Annotated in this window: 22 protein-coding genes; 6 read left to right on the top strand and 16 right to left on the bottom strand. The window is 63.6% G+C overall.

Translation table 11 applies throughout. The features are described 5' to 3' along the window. Positions 1-106: 106 nt before the first annotated feature. Positions 107-2,404: an NADP-dependent malic enzyme gene (locus tag CVS48_RS12390; protein WP_100854719.1), complete on the top strand. Its 2,298-nt coding sequence runs from the start codon at positions 107-109 to the stop codon at positions 2,402-2,404. Here the strand turns inward: CVS48_RS12390 and CVS48_RS12395 are convergent. Beyond that, positions 2,401-3,381: a LysR family transcriptional regulator gene (locus tag CVS48_RS12395; protein ID WP_100854720.1), complete on the bottom strand. Its 981-nt coding sequence runs from the start codon at positions 3,379-3,381 to the stop codon at positions 2,401-2,403. The two genes, CVS48_RS12390 and CVS48_RS12395, sit on opposite strands and share 4 nt — an antisense overlap. Positions 3,382-3,562: 181 nt before the next feature. Here CVS48_RS12395 and CVS48_RS12400 point away from each other — a divergent pair, with 181 nt between their 5' ends. Together CVS48_RS12400 and CVS48_RS12405 are read left to right on the top strand one after the other, a co-directional pair. Beyond that, the gene (locus tag CVS48_RS12400; protein WP_100854721.1) at positions 3,563-4,867 is read left to right on the top strand and encodes an ArgE/DapE family deacylase; all 1,305 of its coding nucleotides are present in this window, start codon (positions 3,563-3,565) and stop codon (positions 4,865-4,867) included. Positions 4,868-4,956: 89 nt separating this feature from the next. Next, positions 4,957-6,320 (top strand): IS3 family transposase gene (locus CVS48_RS12405; protein WP_100853427.1). Its coding sequence is split into 2 segments (ribosomal slippage): positions 4,957-5,431 and positions 5,431-6,320, totalling 1,365 coding nucleotides; the frame shifts between segments, so codons are not numbered across the junction. A gap of 62 nt (positions 6,321-6,382) precedes the next feature. On the opposite strand, the gene CVS48_RS12410 is transcribed toward CVS48_RS12405, so the two are convergent. The 3 genes from CVS48_RS12410 to CVS48_RS12420 form a co-directional block, all read right to left on the bottom strand. Beyond that, complete coding sequence (locus CVS48_RS12410) at positions 6,383-6,763, bottom strand: hypothetical protein (RefSeq protein ID WP_100854722.1); 381 nt, start codon at positions 6,761-6,763, stop codon at positions 6,383-6,385. A 205-nt stretch (positions 6,764-6,968) separates the two neighbouring features. Next, positions 6,969-7,325 carry a DUF4148 domain-containing protein gene (locus CVS48_RS12415; protein WP_100854723.1) on the bottom strand — a complete coding sequence of 119 codons (357 nt, stop codon included), beginning with the start codon at positions 7,323-7,325 and terminating at the stop codon, positions 6,969-6,971. Positions 7,326-7,712: 387 nt separating this feature from the next. After that, positions 7,713-7,928 carry a SlyX family protein gene (locus tag CVS48_RS12420; protein ID WP_046805159.1) on the bottom strand — a complete coding sequence of 72 codons (216 nt, stop codon included), beginning with the start codon at positions 7,926-7,928 and terminating at the stop codon, positions 7,713-7,715. A gap of 175 nt (positions 7,929-8,103) precedes the next feature. Here CVS48_RS12420 and CVS48_RS12425 point away from each other — a divergent pair, with 175 nt between their 5' ends. Then, a complete protein-coding gene (locus tag CVS48_RS12425) occupies positions 8,104-10,236 on the top strand; it encodes a TonB-dependent receptor (protein ID WP_100854724.1) in 2,133 nt (710 codons plus the stop codon). Between the two features lie 21 nt (positions 10,237-10,257). On the opposite strand, the gene CVS48_RS12430 is transcribed toward CVS48_RS12425, so the two are convergent. Continuing rightward, positions 10,258-10,887, bottom strand: coding sequence for a nitrogen fixation protein NifQ (locus tag CVS48_RS12430; RefSeq protein ID WP_100854725.1), 630 nt, complete (start codon positions 10,885-10,887; stop codon positions 10,258-10,260). Between the two features lie 238 nt (positions 10,888-11,125). Here CVS48_RS12430 and CVS48_RS12435 point away from each other — a divergent pair, with 238 nt between their 5' ends. Beyond that, positions 11,126-13,609, top strand: coding sequence for an ankyrin repeat domain-containing protein (locus tag CVS48_RS12435; protein WP_100854726.1), 2,484 nt, complete (start codon positions 11,126-11,128; stop codon positions 13,607-13,609). A gap of 101 nt (positions 13,610-13,710) precedes the next feature. On the opposite strand, the gene cyoD is transcribed toward CVS48_RS12435, so the two are convergent. The 9 genes from cyoD to CVS48_RS12480 form a co-directional block, all read right to left on the bottom strand. Further along, entirely contained in the window at positions 13,711-14,061 is a 351-nt protein-coding gene (cyoD, locus tag CVS48_RS12440) for a cytochrome o ubiquinol oxidase subunit IV (RefSeq protein ID WP_046805162.1), read from the bottom strand. Next, positions 14,061-14,675, bottom strand: a complete 615-nt coding sequence (cyoC, locus tag CVS48_RS12445; RefSeq protein ID WP_100854727.1) for a cytochrome o ubiquinol oxidase subunit III — start codon at positions 14,673-14,675, stop codon at positions 14,061-14,063. Before cyoC ends, cyoD begins: the two co-directional genes overlap by 1 nt. Positions 14,676-14,678: 3 nt before the next feature. Further along, positions 14,679-16,655, bottom strand: a complete 1,977-nt coding sequence (gene cyoB / locus CVS48_RS12450) for a cytochrome o ubiquinol oxidase subunit I (protein WP_100854728.1) — start codon at positions 16,653-16,655, stop codon at positions 14,679-14,681. A gap of 2 nt (positions 16,656-16,657) precedes the next feature. Continuing rightward, on the bottom strand, positions 16,658-17,566 hold the full coding sequence (cyoA, locus tag CVS48_RS12455) for a ubiquinol oxidase subunit II (RefSeq protein WP_054422651.1): 909 nt from the start codon (positions 17,564-17,566) through the stop codon (positions 16,658-16,660). A gap of 259 nt (positions 17,567-17,825) precedes the next feature. Further along, positions 17,826-18,377: a response regulator transcription factor gene (locus tag CVS48_RS12460; RefSeq protein ID WP_100854729.1), complete on the bottom strand. Its 552-nt coding sequence runs from the start codon at positions 18,375-18,377 to the stop codon at positions 17,826-17,828. Positions 18,378-18,382: 5 nt separating this feature from the next. Then, entirely contained in the window at positions 18,383-19,585 is a 1,203-nt protein-coding gene (locus CVS48_RS12465) for an ATP-binding protein (protein WP_100854730.1), read from the bottom strand. Between the two features lie 247 nt (positions 19,586-19,832). Further along, positions 19,833-20,336, bottom strand: coding sequence for a copper chaperone PCu(A)C (locus tag CVS48_RS12470; protein ID WP_100854731.1), 504 nt, complete (start codon positions 20,334-20,336; stop codon positions 19,833-19,835). A gap of 94 nt (positions 20,337-20,430) precedes the next feature. Beyond that, a complete protein-coding gene (locus tag CVS48_RS12475; protein ID WP_100854732.1) occupies positions 20,431-21,063 on the bottom strand; it encodes an SCO family protein in 633 nt (210 codons plus the stop codon). Between the two features lie 60 nt (positions 21,064-21,123). Beyond that, positions 21,124-21,552 carry a DUF2946 family protein gene (locus CVS48_RS12480; RefSeq protein ID WP_100854733.1) on the bottom strand — a complete coding sequence of 143 codons (429 nt, stop codon included), beginning with the start codon at positions 21,550-21,552 and terminating at the stop codon, positions 21,124-21,126. 431 nt (positions 21,553-21,983) lie between these two features. Between CVS48_RS12480 and CVS48_RS12485 the strand changes: the two genes are divergently transcribed. Next, on the top strand, positions 21,984-22,664 hold the full coding sequence (locus CVS48_RS12485; protein ID WP_100857626.1) for a peptidoglycan DD-metalloendopeptidase family protein: 681 nt from the start codon (positions 21,984-21,986) through the stop codon (positions 22,662-22,664). Positions 22,665-23,623: 959 nt separating this feature from the next. Here the strand turns inward: CVS48_RS12485 and CVS48_RS12490 are convergent. Both CVS48_RS12490 and CVS48_RS12495 read right to left on the bottom strand, forming a co-directional pair. Continuing rightward, positions 23,624-24,379, bottom strand: a complete 756-nt coding sequence (locus CVS48_RS12490) for an amino acid ABC transporter ATP-binding protein (protein ID WP_100854734.1) — start codon at positions 24,377-24,379, stop codon at positions 23,624-23,626. Beyond that, entirely contained in the window at positions 24,376-25,056 is a 681-nt protein-coding gene (locus CVS48_RS12495; protein WP_039884473.1) for an ABC transporter permease subunit, read from the bottom strand. The genes CVS48_RS12490 and CVS48_RS12495 overlap by 4 nt, the downstream gene beginning before the upstream one ends. Between the last annotated feature and the right edge of the window lie 72 nt (positions 25,057-25,128).

The raw sequence follows: 25,128 nt of genomic DNA on the forward strand, positions 1-25,128 counted from the left end.
GAATCATCACCTTATGCCTGTCCGCCTAGAATTTTTCCCATATCGAAGCCCGGCCTACGCGCCAGCATTCCCGTCACCTATTCAAGTCAAACGAGGCTACCGCCACATGAACTCGCCCTCCGACCGCCAAGCAGCCCTGGACTATCACGAGTTCCCGACCCCGGGGAAGATTTCCGTGGTGGCGTCCAAGCCGCTCGTCAACCAGCGCGACCTGGCGCTGGCCTATTCGCCGGGCGTGGCGGCGGCCTGCGAGGAAATCGTGGCCGACCCCTCCAATGTCTACCGCTACACGGCGCGCGGCAACCTGGTGGGCGTGATCACCAACGGCACGGCGGTGCTGGGCCTGGGCAATATCGGCGCGCTGGCCTCCAAGCCGGTCATGGAAGGCAAGGCGGTGCTGTTCAAGAAGTTTGCCGGCCTGGATGTGTTCGACATCGAAATCAATGAAACCGATCCCGACAAGCTGGTGGAAATCATCGCCGGTCTGGAAGCCACCTTCGGCGGCATCAACCTGGAAGACATCAAGGCGCCGGAATGCTTCACCGTGGAACGCAAGCTGCGTGAACGGATGAAGATTCCCGTCTTCCACGACGACCAGCATGGCACCGCCATTACCGTGTCGGCCGCGTTCATCAACGGCTTGAAGGTCGTGGGCAAGGACATCAAGACGGTCAAGGTGGTGACGTCCGGCGCGGGCGCTGCCGCCTTGGCTTGCCTGGACCTGATGGTGGACCTGGGCCTGCCGCTGGAAAACATCTGGGTGACGGACATCGAAGGCGTGGTCTACGAAGGCCGTGTCGAGCTCATGGACCCGGACAAGGCGCGTTTTGCGCAAAAGACGGAAGCCCGCAAGCTGGCGGAAGTGATCCAGGACGCCGACGTGTTCCTGGGCCTGTCGGCGGGCGGCGTGCTCAAGCCGGAAATGGTCGCGGCCATGGGCTCGCGCCCGTTGATCCTGGCGCTGGCCAACCCCACGCCGGAAATTCTGCCGGAGGTGGCGCACGGCGTGCGCGATGACGTGGTCATGGCCACGGGCCGGTCCGACTATCCGAACCAGGTCAACAACGTTCTGTGCTTCCCGTATATCTTCCGTGGCGCGCTGGACGTGGGCGCCACCACCATCACGCGCGAAATGGAAATGGCGGCCGTTTACGCCATTGCCCAGTTGGCGGAAGAAGAGCAGAACGAAGTCGTGGCCGCCGCCTACGGTACCTACGACATTTCCTTTGGCCCTGAATACCTGATCCCCAAGCCGTTTGACCCGCGCCTGATCGTGCGCATTGCGCCGGCGGTGGCCAAGGCGGCCATGGACGGCGGCGTGGCCACGCGCCCGCTGGCCGACCTGGAAGCCTACGAAGAACAATTGCAGCAGTTCGTGTACCACTCGGGCGCGTTCATGAAGCCGCTGTTCTCGGCCGCCAAGCGCATCGTGCGCGGCGGGGGCAAGGCGCGCATCGTCTTCACCGAGGGCGAAGACGAACGCGTGCTGCGCGCGGTGCAGGTGGTGGTTGACGAAGGCCTGGCTCGCCCCATCCTGGTGGGCCGCCCCGCCGTGCTGCTGTCGCGCATCGAGAAGTTCGGCTTGCGCCTGCGCCTGGGTGAAGACGTTGAAGTCACCAACCCGGAATACGACGAACGCTTCCATCAGTACTGGACCACGTACTGGGAACTGATGTGCCGCCGCGGCATCACCAAGGAAATGGCGCGCGTGGAAATGCGCCGCCGCCTGACTTTGATCGGCGCGATGATGGTGCACCTGGGCGATGCCGACGGCATGGTTTGCGGCACGGTCGGCGCGTATCACGACCACCTGCGTTTTGTGAACGAAGTGATCGGCCGTCGTCCCGGCGCCAACGTGTATGCCGCCATGAACATCCTGCTGCTCAACGAGCGCACGGTGGTATTGGTGGATACGCATGTCAACGATGAACCCACCGCCGAACAGATCGCGGAATTCACGGTGATGGCCGCCCAGCAAATGGCTCGCATGAATCTGGCGCCGAAGGTAGCGCTGCTGTCGCGTTCGAACTTCGGTTCCGGCAGCTCGGCCTCGGGCGCCAAGATGCGCCAGGCGCTGGAGCTGGTGCGCGAAGCCGCGCCTGAACTGGAAATCGACGGCGAAATGCACGGCGACTGCGCGCTGGACGAAGCGCTGCGCATGCGCATCCTGCCGTCGTCCACGCTGAAGGGCGAAGCCAACCTGCTGGTGTGCCCGAACGTGGACTCGGGCAACATCGCCTACAACCTGCTCAAGACGGCGGCGGGCGGCAACGTGGCGGTGGGCCCGATCCTGCTGGGCGCGAACGCACCGGTGCACATCCTGACCTCCAGTTCCACGGTGCGCCGCATCATCAACATGACGGCAATGACCGTGCTGGACGCGAACCGGGTGGAAACCGCCTAGGGCAGATGCGCCAACAGCCGCTGCGGCAGCGAATAGCTGTCGATGTGGTCGCGCAAGGCTGTAATGAACAAGTCCTCGGCGGGGCTGCGGTGCGCGTCGCGGTGCCACAGCAGGTGCAGGTCCGCCGCGCACACACCCTCGCCGGGCGGCAACCGCCACAATCGGCCTTCGGCAAGGTCTGCCTCGACACTATGTTCAGGCAGGCAGCCGATGCCAAAGCCCGCCACCAGCAAGCGCTTGACCTCGTCGTGCTGGGATGACGTGGCGATGATGCTTCCCGAGAACCCGCGCTGATCGCGAAAGATCGTCAGCGGCGACAGGCTGTCGCCCAAGGCGTCACTGGCGAAAGACACGAAGTTCTCGTGCAGCAGGTCTTCCATGCGGATGTCGGCACGCCCGAACAGCGGGTGGTTCTTGCCGCAGAAAAGCGCATAGCGCTGCTGCAGAAAGAGCTTGTGGCCCAGGCGCTTGGGAATCTGCCGGCATAGCGCGATGCCCGCCGTGGCGGCCCGCTGCTGCAAGACATTCACGATTTCACTGCTGGGCAACACGTCCAATTGCACTTCAATGCGCGGGTGCGCGCGGTGAAAGCGCGCCCAAAAATCGTCATACACCGCCGAATGGATGCGGCTGGCCACCAGCAGATGCACGCGGCCCACCGTTTGTTCTTCGGCCTGCGCCACGTCGCTAAGCAGTTGCGACACGCTTCCGTGTATGGCCTGCGCGGCCTGGCGCACCTCTTCACCCGCCTGGGTGATGGCGAACTTGGCGTGGTGCCGCTCGATCAACCTGCGGTCCAGCTGCGCTTCCAGGCGGCGCAAGGCCTGGCTGACCGCAGACTGGGTCAGATGCAGTTTGATAGCAGCGCCGCTAATGCTGCGCTCTTCCGCGATCACCAGGAATGTACGTAGAAGATTCCAATCCAGGCGCTCTCCCATGCGAGGGCTCGTTGCTGTGGCAATGGACTTTTCTTTCATGGCGCTATGAACGGGAAGAGATGATTGGAGTGGATGGTTGCGATAGGTTCGCAGCCGTCGCCCCCTATTTCAACATTAATTTTCCTTAAGTTGATGATAAAAAAACGGAAATTGACGGTCGTTCCGCAGCAGGCGATAAAGCCCCAGGCACTGCCATTTCCTCTTCGCTCAAGGACACCTCATGGACAACGCAATGGCTCCCGCGCCGCTGACCGCGGAACAGACGCGCCGCATTCTGCAGGCGGTTGACGATCACTTTGACGCGCAACTGGCGTTCACGCAGGATCTGGTTCGCTTTCCGTCGCTGCGCGAGCAGGAGCACACGGCGCAGGACTTCCTGTACGAGGCGATGCGCAAACGTGGCTTTGCCATGGACCGCTGGAAAATCGACGTGGAAGACATCCGCTCGCATCCGGGCTTCGGGCCGGTCACCGTGTCGTACGAAAATGCGTTCAATGTGGTGGGCACCTACCGGCCCGAGGTTCAGACCGGGCGCTCGCTCATCCTGAACGGGCATGTGGACGTGGTGCCGACGGGGCCGCAGGAAATGTGGAGCCGCTCGCCCTGGGACCCGGCCATCATCGACGGCTGGATGTATGGCCGAGGCGCCGCCGATATGAAGGCCGGACTGGCCGCCAATCTTTTCGCCTACGACGCCCTGCGCGCGGCGGGCTATGCGCCGGCGGCGCCCATTTATTTCCAGTCGGTGGTGGAAGAAGAATGCACGGGCAATGGCGCGCTGGCCGCGCTGCTGCGGGGGTACAAGGCCGACGCGGTCCTGATTCCCGAGCCCGAGGAAAACATGTTGGTGCGCGCCAACGTCGGCGTGTTGTGGTTCAAGGTCCGCGTGCAAGGGCATCCCACGCACACGCGCGAAATGGCCAACGGCTTCAACGCCATCGACGCCGCCTACGCCACCATCGAAGCATTGCGAAAATTGGAGGGCAAGTGGAACGCGCAGCATCATTGCCACCGGCATTTCGAGCACCTGGATCATCCCATCAACTTCAACATCGGCAAGATCGCGGGCGGTGACTGGCCGTCGACCGTGCCGCCCTGGTGCGAGTTCGACGTGCGCGCCGCCATCTATCCAGGCACGACCGCGGATGAGGCCCGGGCCGAGATCGACGCCTGCCTGCGTGATGCCGTGTCGGACCCGCGCCTGGGCGGCACGCCGCCCGAGGTCACGTACACCGGCTTCTATGCCGAAGGCTACGTGCTGGAAGAGGGCTCCGATGCTGAAAACACCTTGCGCGATTGCCATCGCCAGGCGTTCCAGAGCGATTTGCAGACGTTCACCACGCCGGGTTATCTGGACGCGCGCGTGTTCGTCATCTACGGCGACATGCCGACCTTGGTCTATGGGCCAAAGTCCCTGGACATCCATGGCTTCGACGAGCGTGTGCATCTGGAATCGGTGCGCTTGATCACCAAGACCATCGCGCTGTTCATCGCGCAATGGTGCGGCGTGCAGCCTGCGCAATAGCATCCATTGCGCCTCTCCCAAAGAAAAATGCCCCCGTGTGAACTGACCCCCGAAAGTTGGAGATATATCCAACCTTCGGGGGTTTTTACATGGCGAAGTACGACGAGCGTTTTAAGGTCAAGGTGGTCAAGGACTACCTGTCAGGCTCACTGGGTTTCAAAGCTGTGGCAGCGGTTCACGGCCTTAGGCACGCAACCGTTGAGCGGTGGGTGAACGGCTATCGCGAGCACGGTGTCTCGGGCTTGCGCCGCAAGGGCGCAAGCTATGACCAGGCCTTCAAGCTGAAGGTGCTCAAGCGGATGTGGCAGAAGCACTGGTCACAGGCCAAGACAGCGGTGGTGTTCGACATTCGCAGCGCGGCGCACATCGGTAAGTGGGCACGCCAGTATGATGCAGGGGGTATCGACGCACTGCGTTCCCGTCGAAAGGGGCCCCGCATGACCATGAGCAACAAGCCACCCAAGCCTACCTCCTCGGTCGCTGAACTGGACGACAAGCAGATCATTGCTCGGCAGAACAAGGAGTTGATCCTGCTGCGCGCCGAGGTCGCGTACTTAAAAAAACTCGATGCCTTGATCCAGGAAAAGCGTGCGGCTGCGCAGAAAAAGCGCAAGTCGTGACTGGATTAAGGCAACAACATCCGCTGTCAGCCTTGCTCCAAGTGGCAGGTCTGGCATCGAGCACTTACTACTACCAAGTGAAGATGGCCCAGGTCGCTGATCGGCATGCCACCCTCAAGGCCAGCATCGGCAAGACCTACGTGTACCACCAGGGACGCTATGGCTACCGGCGCATCACGGCCGCGCTGTGCCAAGCCGGGCAGCATGTGAACCACAAGACGGTACAAAAACTGATGCAAGTGCTAGGACTGAGGTCCGTGGTACGACCGAAGAAATATCGCTCCTATCGGGGCCAGGAGGGCCGTGTGGCGCCTAATCTGTTAGCGCGCCAGTTCGATGCCGACAGGCCGAACCAGAAATGGGTCACCGATGTGACGGAATTCAATGTGCGTGGCCAGAAGCTGTACCTGTCGCCCGTCATGGACCTCTACAACGGCGAAATCGTGGCTTACCAGACCAGTCTGCGGCCCATGTTCCAGCTAGTTGGCGCTATGCTGAAAAAGGCGCTCATGCGGCTCAAACCCGCCGACCACCCGATGCTGCACTCTGACCAGGGGTGGCACTACCAGCAGCCTCAATACCGGCACATGCTGGCCACTCGATCAATAACACAGAGCATGTCACGCAAGGGAAACTGCCTGGACAATGCCGCCATGGAAAGCTTCTTCGGCACATTAAAGGCCGAGTTCTTCTACCCGAACCGCTTCGAGACCATCGAACAGTTGCAGGCCGGCATACGTCTGTACATCCGTTACTACAATTACGAACGCATCAAGCTCAAGCTAAAAGGCCTGAGTCCGGTTCAGTACCGAACTCAGGCCTTCGGCCCTTAGCTTCTGACTCTCCAACTTCTGGGGGTCAGTTCACGTGGGGGCATTTTTTTCATGGGGCAGCTTTACGTGCTGCTGGCCTTCCAGGTGCCGTCCGGTTGCTTGCAGAACCAGAACTTCCAGGTTTCGGTGGTGCTGGTGCGCGCAAAATCCGCCACCAGGAAGCGGCAGACGCGGTCGTCCTTGACCTTGGAGGTTTGCGTGGGCGTCAGTTGCACCGTGATTGGCGCGGCGCGCTTGGCCTGGGCCTTGCTGGTCCATTCCGTGCGCTGGCCATCGGCCGAACTGTTCAAGGCCTGGGCCACGGCATCATGGAAAGAGGTCCGGTCGCCTTTGGGAATTTGCGTGATGAGCGAGTTGTTCAGCATCACGGGCGGCGCGGCGACCGCCGCTGCCGACATGCCGCCTGCAACCAGCAGCGCGGCGAGAACGCGGGTGTATTTCAAGATGGGCTCCCTTCTGATTAGTCAGATTTTTATCTTGCACTGGAGCCGATAGTACGCGAAGCCGTTGCGTTTGCCACGCAGGGACGGCTGACAAAAAAAGGCCGCCTGAGGGCAGGCGGCCAAGGGTACAACAAGGGGAGGGGTAATCGTCGTGCGTTCGTTGCCTGAGCGTTGCGGGTGCGCTGCCCAAGCGTTGCCGGTCAGATCAGTTGCTGTGATAGACGCCGGCGAAGGGCATGTCGTTCGGTTCAACGTTGGACACCAGGCCGGCAGCCTTGGCGGTCGCTAGTTCAGCTTGAACGTCAGCGCGGGTCTTGCCCGTGTGCGGGGTGCCGTAGACGCCTTGGAACGGCACATTGTTCGGTTCAACGTTGCTCACCAGGCCGGCTGTGCGGGCTTCAGCCAATTCGGCTTGAATCTGGGCGCGGGTCGGGCCTTCATAGGGCGTGCCGTAAACGCCTTGGAACGGCACGTTGTTGGGTTCGGTGTTTTCTGATGCGTAGGCGCCGGCGCTCAGGGCGGCAAAGGACAACATCAAAGCGGTAGCGAGGGTCTTCTTCATGGTAAATCTCCGATTTCAAGAGCCGTGGGAGCGAATCCGGCGGCCTATCCGTCGTGGTTCGTTGCTGTTTCCCGATGACTGAATTCTGCGCCGATCGAAGCTAGGGATAAACCCGTATATCCGTAAAAGATATTTCCATGAATGGAAGGGTCATGTTCGATTTTCTTCATAGTCTCCATTCATGGAATCGATAGCGTCCAACCGTCATCATTGGCTGGCACCCGCAATGGCCAGGTTCAGTTGGCTCGCGGAAGGAGATCGGCTGGATCGGGGGTATGCAGCGGCTATCGCGGCGGTGGCGCGTGGCGTGGCGGCGACGGATGGGGCGCTTGCCGCGTACCGCTACTAGCGGCGCGGCGTCGGTAGGGCCGCGTCAATCATGCCGCTTCAGTAGTGCGGCGGCAGTTCGTCGCGCAGGCTGCGAAAAGGCGCGGCGCCTTCGGGTGCCTGCTGGCGCAGGTCGGCCACTTCGCGTTGCAGGCGGTCTATCTGCTGTTGCTGGCGGACGATAATCTGGTTGAGCTGTTCCAACAGATCATCCGCAAAGCTGGATTTGATTTCCAGCTCTTGCAGGCGGCGTTCGATGTCTTGCATGGGTTCCATGGCGGCTATTAGAACCTATTCCAATGACGGTTTTCCAATGGCATAGGCAATAGCCAGGCATTTCAACAGGGAGATGGTTTTGACGCAGGCGGTCGGACGTTGCGGCAGGGCGCGGCAGAAAGATATCGGACTCGGCGACGCCAGGCGCGGACTGCGCCCAGGCTTGCGGTGGGTGATGCAGGCGGCGGGCTTGACGGCCGGTCTGACGGCCGGTCTGACAGCAGGGCTGGACCACGGCGCCTGGGCGCAGCCGGCGGACGCCATCCTGGCCCCCGTGGTGGTGACGGGCACGCGCCTGGGCACATCGATACTGGACACGCCCGCGTCCGTGGACGTGGTGGACGGCGTGCGCATGCGCCAGGGCCAACCGCAGATCAACCTGTCCGAAGGCCTGGCCGGGGTGCCGGGCCTGCAGATCCAGAACCGGCAGAACTATGCGCAAGACCTGCAGATTTCCAGCCGTGGCTTTGGCGCGCGGTCGACCTTCGGCGTGCGCGGCGTGCGTCTGTATGTCGACGGCATTCCGGCCACGATGCCGGACGGGCAAGGGCAGACGTCGAATATCGACATCGCCACGCTGGGCCGCGTCGAAGTCATGCGCGGGCCGTTTTCGGCGCTGTACGGCAATTCGTCGGGCGGCGTGATCCAGGCGTTTACCGAAGACGGCGTTGCGCCGCCCTCCGTGACGGCCAGCGCCTGGGGCGGCAGCTACGGCACCTGGCGCTATGGCGTGCGCGCCAGCGGCGCCACGGGTTCGAGTTCGGGGTCGGATGCGGGCCCCGGCCCCGGCGACATGGACTATGTGGTGGGCGCCACGCGCTTCACCACCGACGGCTATCGGGACCACAGCGCGGCCCGCAAGAACCTGGCCAACGCCAAGCTGGGCCTGCAACTGGACGACGCCAGCCGCTTGACGATCGTGGTCAACAGCGTGGACCTGACCGCGCAAGACCCGCTGGGCCTGACCTATCAACAGTTTCAGGACGACCCCCGCGCGGCCCCCCTGGCCGAGCAGTACAACACCCGCAAGACGGTGCGCCAGACGCAAGGGGGCCTGGTCTACGAACGGCAGGTGGACAGCCGCAACACGTTGCGGGTGATGGCTTATTACGGCCAGCGCGACACGACTCAGTACCAGTCGATACCGCCCGCCGTGCAATTGGCGCCGACGCAGGCGGGGGGCGTCATCGATCTATCGCGCCAGTACGGCGGCGCGGATGTGCGCTGGACGTCCGAGCTGGACGTCGCCGGGCGGCCGCTGACGCTGGTGGGCGGCATTGCCTACGATGCGATGCGGGAAGATCGCAAGGGCTATCAGAACTTCACCGGCACGGTGGCCAACCCGCAACTGGGCGTGCAGGGCGCGTTGCGCCGCGATGAGACCAACAGCGTGTACAACGCCGACCCGTATCTGCAAGCATCCTGGCAAGTGACTTCGCGTTGGACGCTGGACGCCGGCCTGCGTTACAGCACCGTCAGCTTCGATTCCAACGACCACTACATTGCCAGCGGCAACGGCGACGACAGCGGCACGGCGCGCTACCGCAAAGCCCTGCCGGTTGCGGCGCTGCGCTATGCGGCAAGCGACGACGTCAGCCTGTATGCGTCCTACGGACGCGGTTTTGAAACGCCCACCTTCAACGAAATCTCGTATCGCCCAGGCGGCTTGCCGGGCTTGAATTTTGGCTTGGCGCCGTCGCTCAGCACCAACCTTGAAGCAGGCGTGAAGGCCCGCATGGCGGGCGGGCTGCTGACCGCCGCCGTGTTCCACACGGGTACCGATGACGAGATCGTGTCGGCCGGCAGTTCAGGCGGACGCACCACGTACCAGAACGCGGGCCGCACGCGGCGTGACGGCTTGGAGTTGGGCTGGTCCAGGGAGCTGGCGCCGCACTGGCGCACGCAGTTTGCCTATACCTGGTTGAACGCGCGCTACGCCGACGACGGCTCGGGCGGCATCCGCGCGGGCAACAAGATTCCGGGCATTGCGCGGCAGTCGGTGTTTGCCTCCGTGGCCTGGGCGCCGCCGGAAGGCTGGCAGGCCGCTCTGGAAGGTCGTTTGCTCAGCAAGATCTATGTGAATGACGCCAACGACCAGGACGCGCCCGGCTACTTCGTGGCGGCCTTAAGCGCCGGCTATATCAAGCAGGTGGATGCCTGGGAACTCAGCGCCTATGCGCGGGTGGACAACCTGTTCGACAAGCAATACGTGGGCTCGGTGATCGTCAACGAAAACAACGGCCGGTATTACGAGCCGGCCGCGGGGCGCAGCCTGGGGCTGGGCCTGGGCGCCACCTATCGGTTCTAAGACTTTCAGTTCGACGCGCCCTCAGTCGGGCGTGTTGGCGTAGCAGACGTCGTGGTCTTCGCACTGGGGGCAGCCGGGTGCGGCCGACGGCGGCAAGCCCGCATGTTCGCAGGCCGAGTAGGCCAGGAATTGCTTCCAGCGCAGGTTGCGCGTGTTGCGCATTACCAGCCCGGGATAGTGGCGCGCCAGCAGGAAGGTCACGTCTTCACGGCCGGACAGGCCCAGGTCGCGCCACAGATGGTCGGGGCGCAGGCAGGCGTGCACCAGCACACCGGTGACCCAGGGCGTGGTGAGGGTATCGGGGGCACGGTAGGCTTCAAGCAGCACGCGCATCAGCAAGGTAAAGCCGGGCTTGGGGTCGCCCCGGCCGCGTGCCGCGTAGGCGCTGTATTGCTGGACCAGATCCGCCAGCCTGGCGTCCGGGGAAGCGAGTGCGCCCGGGAACAGATAGTGCAGCAGTTCCGCCAGTTCTTCGGGGCAAAGGCCGCTGCGCGCCAGGTCATGATGCGCGAGACTGGTGCCGATCACCGTGGCGAAGAAGCCCGCATCAGGGTGGCCCGGCGGCGCGTGGTGCAACAGGGCGCGGGCAAACCGCTGGGCCGGCATGGCAATGTCGGCATGAGCGGTAGTAGGGGTCAGCACGGCGTCCATGGCGGTAGCGGCAGTCGCGGAAGTAATTCTGATGTTAATGAACTCGATATGTTGCGAAATATATAACGAAAGCCATGTCAGCCTGACGATATTGTGGACAAAATCGTCTCAGGACATACCCGAAGAGCCGGCCATGACGGGTGGCAAATGTCTGCGCGCGGACGAGTATCATCGGCGTCCCTGATTCTTCTGGCTTCGTCCCCGCATGCCGCGCAGCTTCCGTCCCGCAGTTTCCCGAATGTTCGGCGCCGTCCTGGTGGCCTTGGCAGGTTTTTCGGCGGCGCCTCGGCCCGCCGTGGCGTACGACATCGGAGCCGTCATCGACGCCATGCGCCTGTCGCGCTACCCGCTGCGCGAACCCGAGCGGCGTGTCTGGGGAACCGAGAACGTCAAGGACGCGGTGCTGGTCGGGCAGATGGAGAACCGGCTTTACCTGTATCGGTACGTGCGCGGCGCGGGCAAGGAATTCAGCCTGGATTTCCGCTCGCAGCCGCTGGTGATCGACCCGGCAAGCTGGCAGGCAACGCGTGAAGAAAATGTGCGTGTCAGGGCGCCGCGCGATGCGCAAACCCAGTACTGGGTGGGCTACGCCTATCCGGGCTCGGACGACACGCGGGCCGATGGCTTTCTGGTGGATGCGGAGGGCGTGGCGGCCACCGTCCAGGCCGACACACGGCTGATCGTCGTGACGGCCGACCGGCCCTGGAACGATGAACGCAAGACGCAGGCCCTGGCCACGCTGCGCCCGGCGCTGACCGACTACCCCGTGCGCATGCCGGCGTTTCCCGCCGATGTGCGTTTTGAATACCGCACGCCGGTGGATGTGACCGCCACCTTCCGCACGCTGCATCAGGTAGCGCGCGCCGTGCCGCGCGCCAAGACGGCCGAGTTCAGCCGCGCGCTGGCCGATCTGCGCCGCTTTGTCATGGAGCAGGACTACCGCGAGATCGACCCCAACGGCAAAGATCCCGAGATGCTGACGGCGTTGAACGACTACGGCTTCTGGCTGGCCGAGTCGGGCGATACCGAGCAGGCCGACCGCATCCTGACCGACGTGTTGCGGCGCGACCCGGCTCGCACGGCGGCCTATTTGAACCGGGCTGATGCGCGCTGGAAGCAAAGCACGAAGACGCGCGACAAGCGCGGTTATTTCGAAGCCCTGGCGCGCGAGGACTACCGCCTGTATTGCGCGCGCAGGCTGGCGGCCAATGAACCCATTCCTGGCAACATCGCCACGCGGATCGGCGCGGCGTTGAATGACAATGCGCCGCTGAACGCCCAGATCTGCCGACCCCGGCTCGCCATCTTCAAGGCAATCCAGGCAGACGACCTGGACGCCGTGCGCGCAGAGCTGGCGGCCGGGCAAGACCCCAACGGCGTGAACGAGAACGGCACGTCGGCGCTGGCGGTGGCCGTGTCCCGCAAGCAGTTGGAGACGGTGCGGGTGCTGCTGGCCGCCGGCGCGCGCGCCGACGGGCCCAACAACGGCTATGTGCTGCTGGCCAGCGCACTGCCCGACGTCCGCGACACCCGCCCCGCCGCCGAACGCTATGCGCTGGCCGACACCCTGATTGCGGCGGGCGCGCCTTTGGATGCAACGGACTCCAACGGCACGCCGCTACTGGTGCGCCGCATTTCGTACTACAGCGAAGACAAGGACACGCTCAGCTATCTGCTGGCCAAGGGCGCCAACCCGAACGTACGCGAAAAGAACGGGCGGTCGGCGTTGCATGCCGCGATGCAAAGCCCCAAGACATTCTGGTTTGCCCAGGCGCTGCTGGCCAAGGGCGCCGACATCAATGCCGCCTATGTGCGCATGGTCTACGGCAACCAGAACATGTGGGAAACGCCCCTGCTGGAAGCGCTGCGCGGGGCCATCAGCGGCGAGTTCACGCCCACCGTGGTGTATCCCATCCCCGAGCGCGTGACCTTCGCCCTGGCCCAGGGCGCGGACGCGGCGGTGGGCGGCTATAGCGCCAGCAAGACGCCGGAACGCAATGGCCTGAATGAAGCGCTGACGCTGGCCGCGCGCACCCTGCAGCCGACGCTGGTGGATCAATTGGCAGCAGCCGCCAAGCCGCCGCGCCAGGCCTTGACGCCGGAATCCCTGTCCAGCCTGTTGAGCGTGTGGAATCAGTTGGAAATTCGCGCGGCCATCAAGCAGAACAGCCCGGAATGGGACGGCCAGCGCGCCAAGCTGCGCGCCACTGCCGACCGTCTGCTGGCGGCCGGCGTGCCGCTGACCTGGGCGCAGGATGCCACCGGCCTGGGCAACAATCGCCTGGCGCCGCTCAGCCTGCCGTGGCTGCCCGACGACCTTTATCTGCAATGGCTGGAACAGGGTGCCGATGCGTCGGACCGAACCGACTCCGGCGTGCGCCTGGATGGCGTCGTGAATGCCGACGCCTTGCCGCTGGTGATCATGCTGCGTGTGGGCAACGACGCCAAGGCGCAGATGCTGCTGGCGCACGACGCCGGGCTGTATCGCACCCCCTGGCGTTGCGGCATGGCGGTGGCCGACGTGCTGGCCTGGCAACTGAGCAACACCGGCCCCATCAGCCCGACGGGCGCGCGGGCGATCCGGCAGGTGCTGGAAGGCGCGCAGGGCGCGGCCAGTTGCGATCTGGACCAGGCCTCGCGCGTGCAGCCGTTTGTGGGCGTGTCCGCCCGCGATCTGGCCACGCGCGCCAACGTGACGCTGACGGTGAAGGCGCCGGGCTAGGCGGCCGCGCACGGTGCATCCGCTCCAAAACAAAACAGGCGCCCGAAGGCGCCTGTTTTTTTGCGTTGACACCGGCTAACCGCGCCGGCGGCAAGCCGTCATTACATGGCGTGGCCCATGTTGACGTTCATGTTGTACAGCACCCATGCCGACCCGCCCACGATGATGGCGATGATCATTACGGTGAAGACGAACGCGGCGAGGTTGTCGCGCGCCGACTTCGACGCGCCCATGTGCAGGAAATACACCAGTTGCACCAGCAACTGGAGCACGCACAGGGCAACGACGCCGACGATGGTGATGGTGTGCGACAGCGCGCCGTGCATCACCAGGCCGAAAGAGCCGAAGGTGAGCAGCAGCGAGAGCACGAAACCGATGATGTAGGACTTCAGGCTGCCGTGGTCGGCAGCGTGATCGTCGTGGCCGTGTGCGGCCGCAGCGGAGTGCGACATCAGAGGGCTCCCAAGAGATAGACGAAGGTGAAGACGCAGATCCAGACGATGTCCAGGAAGTGCCAGAACAGGCTCAGGCACGCCAGACGACGCTTGTTGATCGAGTCCAGGCCATGGCGGCGGATCATGTCGAGCATGACGATGATCCAGATCAGGCCGAAGGTGACGTGCAGGCCGTGCGTGCCGATCAGCGTGAAGAACGCCGACAGGTAAGCACTGCGGCCCGGGCCGGCGCCTTCAGTGATCAGGTGATGGAATTCCCAGACTTCCATCGCGATAAAGCCCGCGCCGAACAGGAACGTGACCATCAACCAGCCCATCGCGCGGGACTTGTTGTTGGCGTGCACGTTCAGGTTGGCCATGCCGAAGGTGAAGCTGGAGAACAACAGCAACAGCGTTTCGACCAGCACGAACTTCAGGTCGAACAGTTCCTTGCCCGTGGGGCCGCCCGCGGTGGCGTTGGACAACACCGCGAACGTGGCGAACAGCACCGAAAAGATCAGCAAGTCGCTCATCAGATAGACCCAGAAACCGAAAACGGTCTTGGATCCATCGTCGTGATGCGCGTGATCGTCGTGACCCGCGTGGGGGTGAGTGGCTACGGCTTGAATCATGGCTCAGGCGGCCTTCTGCATTTTGTCAAAGTGAGCGTTTTCGATGCGTTCGACTTCCGCGGCCGGGACCCAGTAATCGACGTCGCGGTCGTAGGCACGGGCGATGAACGCACCGATCATGCCGACGAAACCGGCGGCGGCGAGCCACCAGATGTGCCAGATCAGCGCAAAGCACATGATCAGGCCGAACAGACCGATGTAGACGCCGGCGCCGGTGTTACGCGGCATGTGGATGTCTTCGTACTTGGCCGGGCGCTTGTAGGCCTTGCCGTTCTGCTTGTCTTCCCAGAACTGGTCCAGCTCATCAACGTGAGGAACGTGGGCGAAGTTGTAGAAAGGAGCCGGCGACGAAATCGACCATTCCAGGGTGCGGCCATCCCAGGGATCGCCGGTGACGTCCTGGTTTTGCTTGCGTTGGCGAACCGACACGAACACTTGCTGCAGCAGGAACCAGATGCCCAGCATGATCAGCGCGGCGCCAGCCAGCGCAACCAGCAGGTAGGGCTGCCATTCGGGGTTGTCGTAGTGGTTCAGGCGACGCGTCATGCCCTTGAAGCCCAGGATGTACAGGGGCATGAAGGCCATGAAGAAACCAACGAACCAGCAGTAGAACGAGTAGCGGCCCAGGCGTTCATTCAGCGTGAAGCCGAATGCCTTCGGGAACCAGTACGTCATGCCCGCGATACAACCGAACACCACGCCACCGATGATGGTGTTGTGGAAGTGAGCGATCAGGAACAAGCTGTTGTGCAGCACGAAGGACACGCCGGGGATGGCCAGCATCACGCCGGTCATGCCGCCGATGACGAAGACGATCATGAAGCCCAGCGTCCACAGCACCGGCGTCGTGATGCGCAGGCGGCCGCGGTAGATGGTGAACAGCCAGTTGAAAATCTTCGCGCCCGTCGGGATCGAGATAATCATCGTTGCAATGCCGAAGAAGGCATTGACGTTGGCCCCCGCACCCATCGTGAAGAAGTGGTGCAGCCAGACCAGGAACGACAGCACGCCGATGGCGGCCGTGGCGTAAACCATGGACTTGTAGCCGAACAGCGTCTTGCGGGCAAAGGTGGCAACCACTTCCGAATACACGCCGAACGCCGGGAGCACCAGGATGTAGACCTCGGGGTGACCCCAGATCCAGATCAGGTTCACGTACATCATGACGTTGCCGCCCATGTCGTTCGTGAAGAAGTGCGTGCCCAGGTAGCGGTCCATGGTCAACAGCGCAAGCGTTGCGGCCAGGACGGGGAAGGCGGCGACGATCAGCACGTTGGTAACCAGCGAGGTCCACGTGAAAATCGGCATCTTCATCAGGCTCATGCCCGGTGCGCGCATGCGCAGGATGGTCACAATGAAGTTGATGCCGCTAAGCGTTGTGCCCAACCCGGATATCTGGAGCGCCCAGATGTAGTAGTCCACCCCGACGCTTGGGCTGTAATCCAGCCCAGACAACGGCGGATAGGCGAGCCAGCCGGTCGCGGCGAATTCGCCCACGAACAGCGAGATCATCATCAGCGCGACGCCGGCGCCGAACAGCCAGAAGCTCAGCGAGTTCAGGAACGGGTAGGCCACGTCGCGGGCGCCGATCTGCAGCGGCACCACGATGTTCATCAGCCCGGTAATGAAGGGCATCGCCATGAAGAAAATCATGATGACGCCGTGGGCGGTGAAGATCTGGTCGTAGTGGTGCGGTGGCAGGAAGCCGGCGGAGTCGGCGGAAGCCACCGCCAACTGGGTGCGCATCATGATGGCGTCGGCAAAGCCGCGCAACAGCATGATCAGCGCGACGATGATGTACATCACGCCGATGCGCTTGTGGTCGACGGAGGTCAACCATTCCGTCCAAAGGTACTTCCACTTGCCGAAGTAGGTGATGGCGCCGAAGACCGCTAGGCCTCCCAGGCACACGGCGGCCAGCGTAACCATGACGATAGGTTCATGGTACGGAATGGCCTCGAGGGTGAGTTTCCCGAGCATTGTTAGTTAATTCCTGCGATCAGATTGTTCGACGTGGACGTGCACGTGGCGGAGTCCACACCGGCCATCTTGGACATCGTGCTGCCCAAGACGAAATCAAACATGGCGGGAGGCGCCGACGAATACTTGACGACCGGGTTGCGTTCGCTGCGCTTGGTCAGCTCGGCATAAACCTCGGGGGTCAGGGCCGTGGGCGAAGCCTTGGCTTCCTTGACCCAGTTGTCGAACCCTTCTTGCGGCATCGCGATGGCCTTGAAGCGCATGCCGGAGAAACCGGCGCCGCTGTAGTTGGCCGAGATGCCGGCGTAGGTGCCGGCTTCGCGCGCATTCAGGTGCAACTTCGTTTCCATGCCGGCCATCGAGTAGATCTGGCTACCCAGTTGCGGAATGAAGAACGAATTCATGACCGAGGCCGACGTGATCCGGAAGTTGACCGGAACGTCCACGGGGAACGCGATCTCGTTGACCGTGGCGATGTCGTATTCGGGGTAGATGAACAGCCACTTCCAATCCAGCGACACCACCTCGATGGTGACGGGCTTGTGTTCGGAAACGAGCGGCTTGTAGGGATCCAGCGCGTGCGTGGAGCGCCAGGTGATCACGGCAAGAATCGCCACGATGATACAAGGAACGGTCCAGACCACGACTTCAATCGCCGTGGAATGGGCCCACTTGGGCTGGTAGTCAGCTTTGGTATTGGATGCGCGATATTTCCACGCAAACGCCACGATCATGAACAGTACTGGAATCACAACGATGAGCATCAGCCCCGTCGCCGTGAACAGCAAAGTCTTTTCCTGGGCGCCAATATCTCCCTTGGGCGAGAGAATTTCCATGTTGCAGCCGCCAAGCAGCATGACCGCGCCGACGCCAAAAATGCGCGTTAGGGTCGCAAGGAGGGGGTGTTTCACGTACAGCCTTGGATGGAGGGTTGGAAATGCTGCGTAGCAGCGGGGCGAAATGCTGCCAAGCAGCAACGTCCATCCTATCGGCTTGATATCCGTCAAGCATGCGACACATGGTCGCATTGCCTGGAAGGAATCAGCCCCCAGCGGGGCAGATTCAGGGTTTTCCTAGGGGGGCAGTTGCCCCGGAGGAGATGCAGGGGGTGCGACGTTATGTCGCACCTGCACAATGGGGTGTTGTAAAGATGTGTCGCACCCGCACAAATCAGTCGACGATCACTTCGCGTTCCGGCCCCGGTTTCTTGGCCAGCTTGCGCTGTAACGAGCGCCGATGCATGCCCAAGAGGCGCGCCGCCGCCGAAACATTGCCGCCGGTTTCGTGCAGGGCCTGATGAATGTGCTCCCATTCTAGGCGGTGCAACGGCGTCATGGTCGTTTCGATGGTAACGGATTCTGGCTTCACCAAACCCAGCGTGCGCAGGATCATCGGCGCGGTGGCGGGCTTGGGCAGGTAGTCGTCCGCCCCGCGCTTGATGGCCTCGACGGCTGTGGCCACGCTGGCGTAGCCGGTGACCAGCAGGATCCGCATGTCCGCGCGCAGGGCGCGCAAGGGGCGGATCAGCGTCAGGCCGGAGTCTTCGCCCAGGCGCAGGTCCACCAGGGCAAACGCCGGACGAATTTCCTCGGCCACGCGCAGCGCTTCGGCGATGCCCGTGGCGGTTCGGGTTTCCAGGCCGCGACGCGACAGGCTGCGCTGCAAGGTGCGCACATACAGTTCGTCGTCGTCGATCAGCAGGCCAAGGTCGGTAGGGTTCATCACAATCAAGTTCCGGGGTTGCCCAGGGGCAGGTAAAAGCGGATGCGGGTGCCTCCCCCAACGGCGGCGGTCATGGTCATTTCGCCGCCTAGCTGTTCCACGGTGGCATGCGACAGCGCCAGGCCCACGCCCAGCCCGCCCGGCTTGCCGCTGTTGAACAGGCTGGTCACGGGCAGCAGGGTCTGGTCAGGGTCGAAGCCCCGCCCGTAGTCCCGCACTTCACCGCGCAAGGCGCCATAGCCGTATTCCAGATGCAGGTCCACGCGCAGCGTCTCGGCGGCTTCGCCGGCGTCCGCCGCGTTGTTCAACAGCGCCTGCAACAAGTGGGCGATCGCCGGATCCACCCGCAGACTGGGGGGCAAGGCGCCCGAGCGTTGCAGGTCGATCGTTGGCCGGATCAAGCGCCACTGGCCCACCACACGAACCAGGTCCACGGCGGTTGGGACCGCCAGATTGCGAATGCGTTCCCGGCACAGGGCCAGCAGTTGGCTCAGGGTGGACACATCTTCGCGCAGGTCTTCGTCCTTGACCTCGGCGGCGATCTCGTCGGCCAGCAAGGTCATGGTGGCCAGCGGGGTGTTCAGTTCATGCGCCATCGCGGCGGCGTGGGTGGCCAGCGCAACGATGCCTTCGTTGCGGGTGAAGCGTTCGCGCAGGCGGGCCAGTTCGCGCTCGCGGGCGCGCAGGTCAGAGGCCAGGCGGGTGGAAAACACCAGCACCACGACTACCGAAATCAGGAAATTGGCGCCCAGGCCCCACAGCAGCAGGGTGTGCGTGTCCACATCGCCGCGCAAGGGCTGGCCGAAGATGCCCGCCGCCGCGTAGCCGCAAATACCGGCCAGCGCCGCCGCCAGCGCCCAATTGCGCGGCAGCGCCAGGGCCGCCAGCGCGGTCAGGATCAGGAACATCATGCCGAACGGATTGCTGATGCCGCCGCTCCAGCCAATCATCCATGACAAAGCGGCCATGTCCACCAACAGATGGCCGAAGGCGGTGGCGTGGGACAGGTCGCGGGGATGGCGCAGCCGCAGGCTGGCGTAGGCGTTGAAGCCGATGAGCACGCCCACGCCGATCCACAGAGGCTCAAGCGGCAGGGCAATGCCCAGCACGCTGCTGGCGAGCAGAATGGTGGCGGCTTGGCCGGCGATGGCGAGCCAGCGCAGGCTGCAAAGGGTACGCAGGAATGAAAAAGCGGAACTACCGGGCATATCCAGACACAGAGTTGCCGGCGGCCCGCCGGCGGGTCAAGCGCCCGGCGGCGCGGAACGCAGGCATCCGGCGCGCGGCGCAAGTGGCCGGCTGCCGTCGGGCCTGGAGGTCAGGCGCCGACGGTGGACGTGCAGGCATTGTATGGCGATTCAGCGCGACACGCTGGCGGGGCGGGGCCGTGTGCGTCCCCGATTTTTGCCGCCGACTATCCTCGTCTAGCTGAATGCCCTCTATATATAGAGCGCGTCAGTGGCCATGCCCGTGGCCGGCTGCGGGCGCGGCGCCGGCCTTCGCGTTGAGCGCGCGCGCTTCGGCTGTTACCGGCACGCGGTGCTGTTGCTGCTTGACGTCTTCGACGATCAGCGTCAGTTGCACGTGCTCGCCCGGGGTGATCTGGCGGGCCAGGTCGATCAGCATGACGTGGTAGCCGCCCGGCTTCAGGTCCACGGCCTGGCCGGCGGGCAAGTCGATGGCGGGCACTTCGCGCATTTTCATGACGTTGTCCTGCATCGCCATTTCGTGGACTTCCACATGCTTGGCGGCATCGGATTCCACGGCCACCAGGCGGCCCGCGTCCGGCGAGGTCAGGCGCATGAAGACCCCCGTGGCGTGCTGGTTGGGAACCGTGGCGCGGACCCAGGCGTCTTCCACCTTGATGGTGGCGTCGGCAGCGAGGGAAGTGGACGCAAAGCCTGTCAGCACGGACAGGGACAGGGCGGTGGCAAACGTGCGCAGCGAGAAGTTCTTCATGATGGGGTCTCTGTATTTATATGGATCTGGGGATTCGTAGGGATATGGGGATAGGGCATCCATAGGGATCCCTGGGCGCAGTCGGCGCGCGGCGTTACAGCACGGTGCGCAGGTCTTCCACGCATTCGGCGGCGGTCTGCGCGTGGCGCAGCGCCAGGCGCAACTTGCCCTGGGCGTCGATCACGTAGGTGAGCGCGGTGTGGTCCATGGTGTAGGACGAGCCGGTGGGAACCTTCTGATAGAACACCTTGAAGGACTGGGCAGCGGCGCGGGTTTGTTCCGCCGTGCCGCGCAGGCCCACGAAGCCGGGGTCGAAGGCCTCGGTGTAGGCGCGGAGGATCTCCGGCGTGTCGCGCTCGGGGTCGACGGTGATGAACAGCACGCGCAGCTTGTCGGCATCGGCGCCCAGCAGATCCTTCATTTCCAGGGCGCGGGTCAGCGCCGTGGGGCAGATGTCGGGGCATTGGGTAAAGCCGAAGAACAGCAGGATGGGGTGGCCACGGTAGTCGGCCAAGGTGCGCGCTTGACCGGTTTTGTCCTGCAATTGGAAATCGCCCGTGGGCATGCCGGACAAGTCCATGCCATGGAGCTTGGGGGCGTCGGGGCCGCAGCCGGTCAGGGCCAGCAGGGCCAGGGAAGACAACAGCAGGCGGCGCCGGGGATCGGGCGCGTGGGAAGGCGCGGCGCCAACGGGCGCGCGCAATGACATAGAGCGCGGGAAACGCATGAAAACCTCTTGGGTTGACGTGTGGCTAGGCGCGCGGCGGGGCCGCGCGTTCAGTCGGAGTCAAGCCAAGAAGGGCGGGGCGCGCGAACCCAGCGGCGGGCCGTGGGCGGCCAGTGGAGGCAGGGCGCGATACGTGGCGGCGGGCGGCGCGGGCCGGCCAACGGGCAACAGAATGGGGGTGACGGTGGGGGTGGGTGCCGGCGCCACATGCGCCAGCAAGCCGAAGGGACATTGCGCGCCGGTTTCGGCGGCATCGTGCGAGGTCGGCCCACCCGGAGTGCGCTTGTCCAGCACCAGATCCAGCGTGGACAATTCGCCGGCGGCCGAGCAGAAGGTGACTTCCAGCCGGCCTTCATGCAGCGCGTTGGCATCCGGCATGTAGCCGGTAGGCACCAGCGCTCGCAAGGTCAAGGCCAAAAGCGCCAGCCACAACACACCCCGGGCGCGCACGGCGCTCCTGAAGCGGAAGAGGTGGGTGAATTCGGACATAGCGGCATTCTAGTCGATGCTCGGTGCGGGCCTGCGTGGCCCGGAGCGCGGCCCGGCGCGGCTTGGCACGGCAAGATCTGGCGCACAGCACGGCTCAGCGCACAGCATGGCCCAGTGCACAGCATGGCCCGGCGCGGCACCGGCCACGCAAAAATCTTGGTACCCTTCTTGCTAGCCGGCTGGCTGTCCCGCTTGTCAACCGGCTTGCTCGCGCTTGCTATTGTTTAACGCGCGTACGTTGATTTCTGCGTGTCTAGCGGGTTTTTGCCGTTCTTGCTCGTTCCTATCCGATCGTTCAGCCCCAACCATTGCCTATCTCTGTGCCCCAAGTTTCAGTGCTTTCCCTGTCCATCCCGACCGTGTCCGTGCCTGTTCTTGCAACGTCCTCGACGGCGCAGTTCCGTCCGACGCGGACCTGGGCGCGCTTATGGATTGGCCTCTGCATCGTGGTCCTGGCTTTGCTCTTGTCGGCGTGCGGCACCACCAAGGTCCAGCCTGGCTACTACCGGGTGCAGTCGGGCGACACGCTGACTCAGATCGCGCGCAAGCAGGGCACCTCCGTCAGCAACCTGGTGCGCTGGAACCGCCTGTCGAATTCGAACACGATCGAAGTGGGGCAGATGCTGCGGGTGGAACCACCCGCCGGACAGGCCCGCACCTCCACGCCCAGTAAGTCGGCATCAAAACCCGCCGGCTCGTCGCGCGCATCCGCATCGTCCGGCAAGCGCCGCACGGCGCCACCCGGAGCGATCTCGCTGGTATGGCCGGCACAAGGCAAGGTCACGCGCGGGTATGACGGCGGCGGCTCCAACGGCATCGTCATTTCCAACAGCTCGGGTACGCCGGTGGTGGCCTCCGCCAGCGGCACCGTGGCCTATTCCGGCAGCGGCCTGCGCGGCTATGGCCACCTGGTGATCGTCAAGCACAACGCAAGCTTTTTGAGTATCTACGCGCACAACCGCAAGCTGCTGGTCAAAGAAGGCCAGAGCGTAAAACAAGGCCAGAAAATCGCCGAAATGGGCAACAGCGACAGCAAGCAGGTAGGCCTGTATTTCGAGCTGCGCTACAACGGCCAAGCGGTTGATCCGGCAGGGAATTTGCCGCCACGATGATGCGGGCGGTCGGGGAACGGTAGGATGGGTGCAGCTACGACGGACGAGCGGCTGATCCTACCGGTAGGATGGGTGCAGCGCGGCAGGCTGTGGCCAGGAACACGATCATGAATCGCGCGAACCCATCATGCAACGATGGTGTTCTTCACCATCGCGGCCACCACGCATGTTTTTTTGCAGGGTGGTTCTACGTTCACCGCCGTTTGATGGGTTTCGCGCGAACGGCAACGGTGTTCTTGCGTAGGGTTGTTCGCGCTGCACCCATCCTACGACGGACGAGCGGCTGATCCTACCGGTAGGATGGGTGCAGCGCGGCAGGCTGTGGCCAGGAACACGATCATGAATCGCGCGAACCCATCATGCAACGATGGTGTTCTTCACCATCGCGGCCATCACGCAGGTTTTTTTAAGGGCGGTTCATCGTTCACCGCCGGTTGATGGGTTTCGCGCGAACGGCAATGGTGTTCTTGGGCAGGGTCGTTCGCGCTGCACCCATCCTACGACGGGCGAGCGGCTGATCCTACCGGTAGGATGGGTGCAGCGCGGCAGGCTGTGGCCAGGAACACGATCATGAATCGCGCGAACCCATCATGCAACGATGGTGTTCTTCACCATCGCGGCCATCACGCAGGTTTTTTTAAGGGCGGTTCATCGTTCACCGCCGGTTGATGGGTTTCGCGCGAACGGCAACGGTGTTCTTGGACAGGGTTGTTCGCGCTGCACCCATCCTACGACGGACGAGCGGCTGCTCCTACCGGTAGGATGGGTGCAGCGCGGCAGGCTGTGGCCAGGAACACGATCATGAATCGCGCGAACCCATCATGCAACGATGGTGTTCTTCACCACCGCGGCCATCACGCAGGTTTTTTTAAGGGCGGTTCATCGTTCACCGCCGGTTGATGGGTTTCGCGCGAACGGTAATGGTGTTCTTGGGCCGGGCCGTTCGCGCTGCACCCATCCTACGAGGGATTATCTTGCGTCAGCGTTGAAATGAACGCCGCCGTCCGTTGATCCTTTGGCCGGGAAAATAGCGTGCGGGATTCTCCGGCTTCCACCACCACGCCATCCAATATAAACACCACCTCGCGCGATACGCTGGCGGCCAGGCGCAGGTCGTGCGTGGCCATCAGCATGGTCATGCCTTCGGTGGCCAACTGGCGCAGCACATCCACCACTTCGGCCGCCAGGCCGGGGTCCAGCGCGGACGTGGGTTCGTCGCACAGCAGCACGCGCGGCGCCGGTGCCAGCGCGCGCGCAATCGCCACGCGCTGTTGCTGTCCGCCAGACAGGTTGGCGGGCCAGGCGTCGGCCTTTTCGGACATGCCCACTTTCTTCAGCAATTCTTCCGCGCGCGCGCGAGCCCTGTCCAGCGGCCACTTCTGCACGGTCAGCAGGCCTTCCATGACGTTGCCGATCACCGTCTGGTGCGGAAACAACTGAAAGTTCTGGAACACCATGCCGGTCTGCCTGCGCACGCGCTGCACCTGTTCCCGCGTCAGCTTCTTGCCGGGCTCGAAGTCGATGGTTTCCGGGCCGATGGCAAGCGTGCCTCGGTCAGGTACTTCCAGCAGGTTCACACAGCGCAGCAGCGTGCTCTTGCCGCTGCCGGACGGGCCGATCAGCGCGGTGACGCTGCCTTCGGCGATGCTCACGTCCACCTGCTTGAGCACCGGATTGCCGCCAAACGCCTTTTCGATTTTCTGCAGCCGTATCATCGGGTCTTCTCGGAAAAAACCGCGTGCTGGCCAAAGCGCCGTTCCAGGCGCACTTGCGCGGCGGACAACACGGAACTGAACACCAGGTAGATCAGCGCGGCTTCGGTATAGAGGATCAACGGTTCATACGTAACCGCCGCGATGCGCTGCGCCGCCTGGAAAATCTCGGGCACCGTCAGCACCGCCGCCAGCGACGTGTCCTTGACCAGTGCAATGAACGAGTTCGACAGCGGCGGCACCGCCACGCGGGCGGCTTGCGGCAGGATCGTGCGGCGCAACGCCTGGCCGCGCGTCATGCTCAGCGAGTAGGCGGCTTCCCATTGGCCCTTGGTAATGGATTCGATGGCGCCCCGGATGACTTCGGAGTTGTAGGCGCCCACGTTCAGCGTGAAGCCGATCAGCGCGGCGGGCAAGGGATCCAGCACGATGCCCACGCTGGGCAGGCCGTAGAAGATCACGAACAACTGCACCAGCAGCGGCGTGCCCCGGATCAGCCACACATAGAATCGCACCAGCGCCACCAGCGGCGCCGGCCCGAACAGCCGGATCAGCGCCACCACGAACGCCAGCGCCAGGCCCAGCGCGAACGACATCAAGGTCAGCGGCACGGTGAATACCAGCCCCGCGTGCAGCAGCGGCCAGAACGAATCGGCCATCAACTGCACCCAGGCCGGCACGGTCCATGACCCGATCTGCGCCAATAGCCAATCGGGGATGACGGCCTGGAGCCAGGTAGGTAGCGTCATGTG

This window comes from Achromobacter spanius (assembly GCF_002812705.1).
Classification (GTDB): domain Bacteria; phylum Pseudomonadota; class Gammaproteobacteria; order Burkholderiales; family Burkholderiaceae_B; genus Achromobacter; species Achromobacter spanius.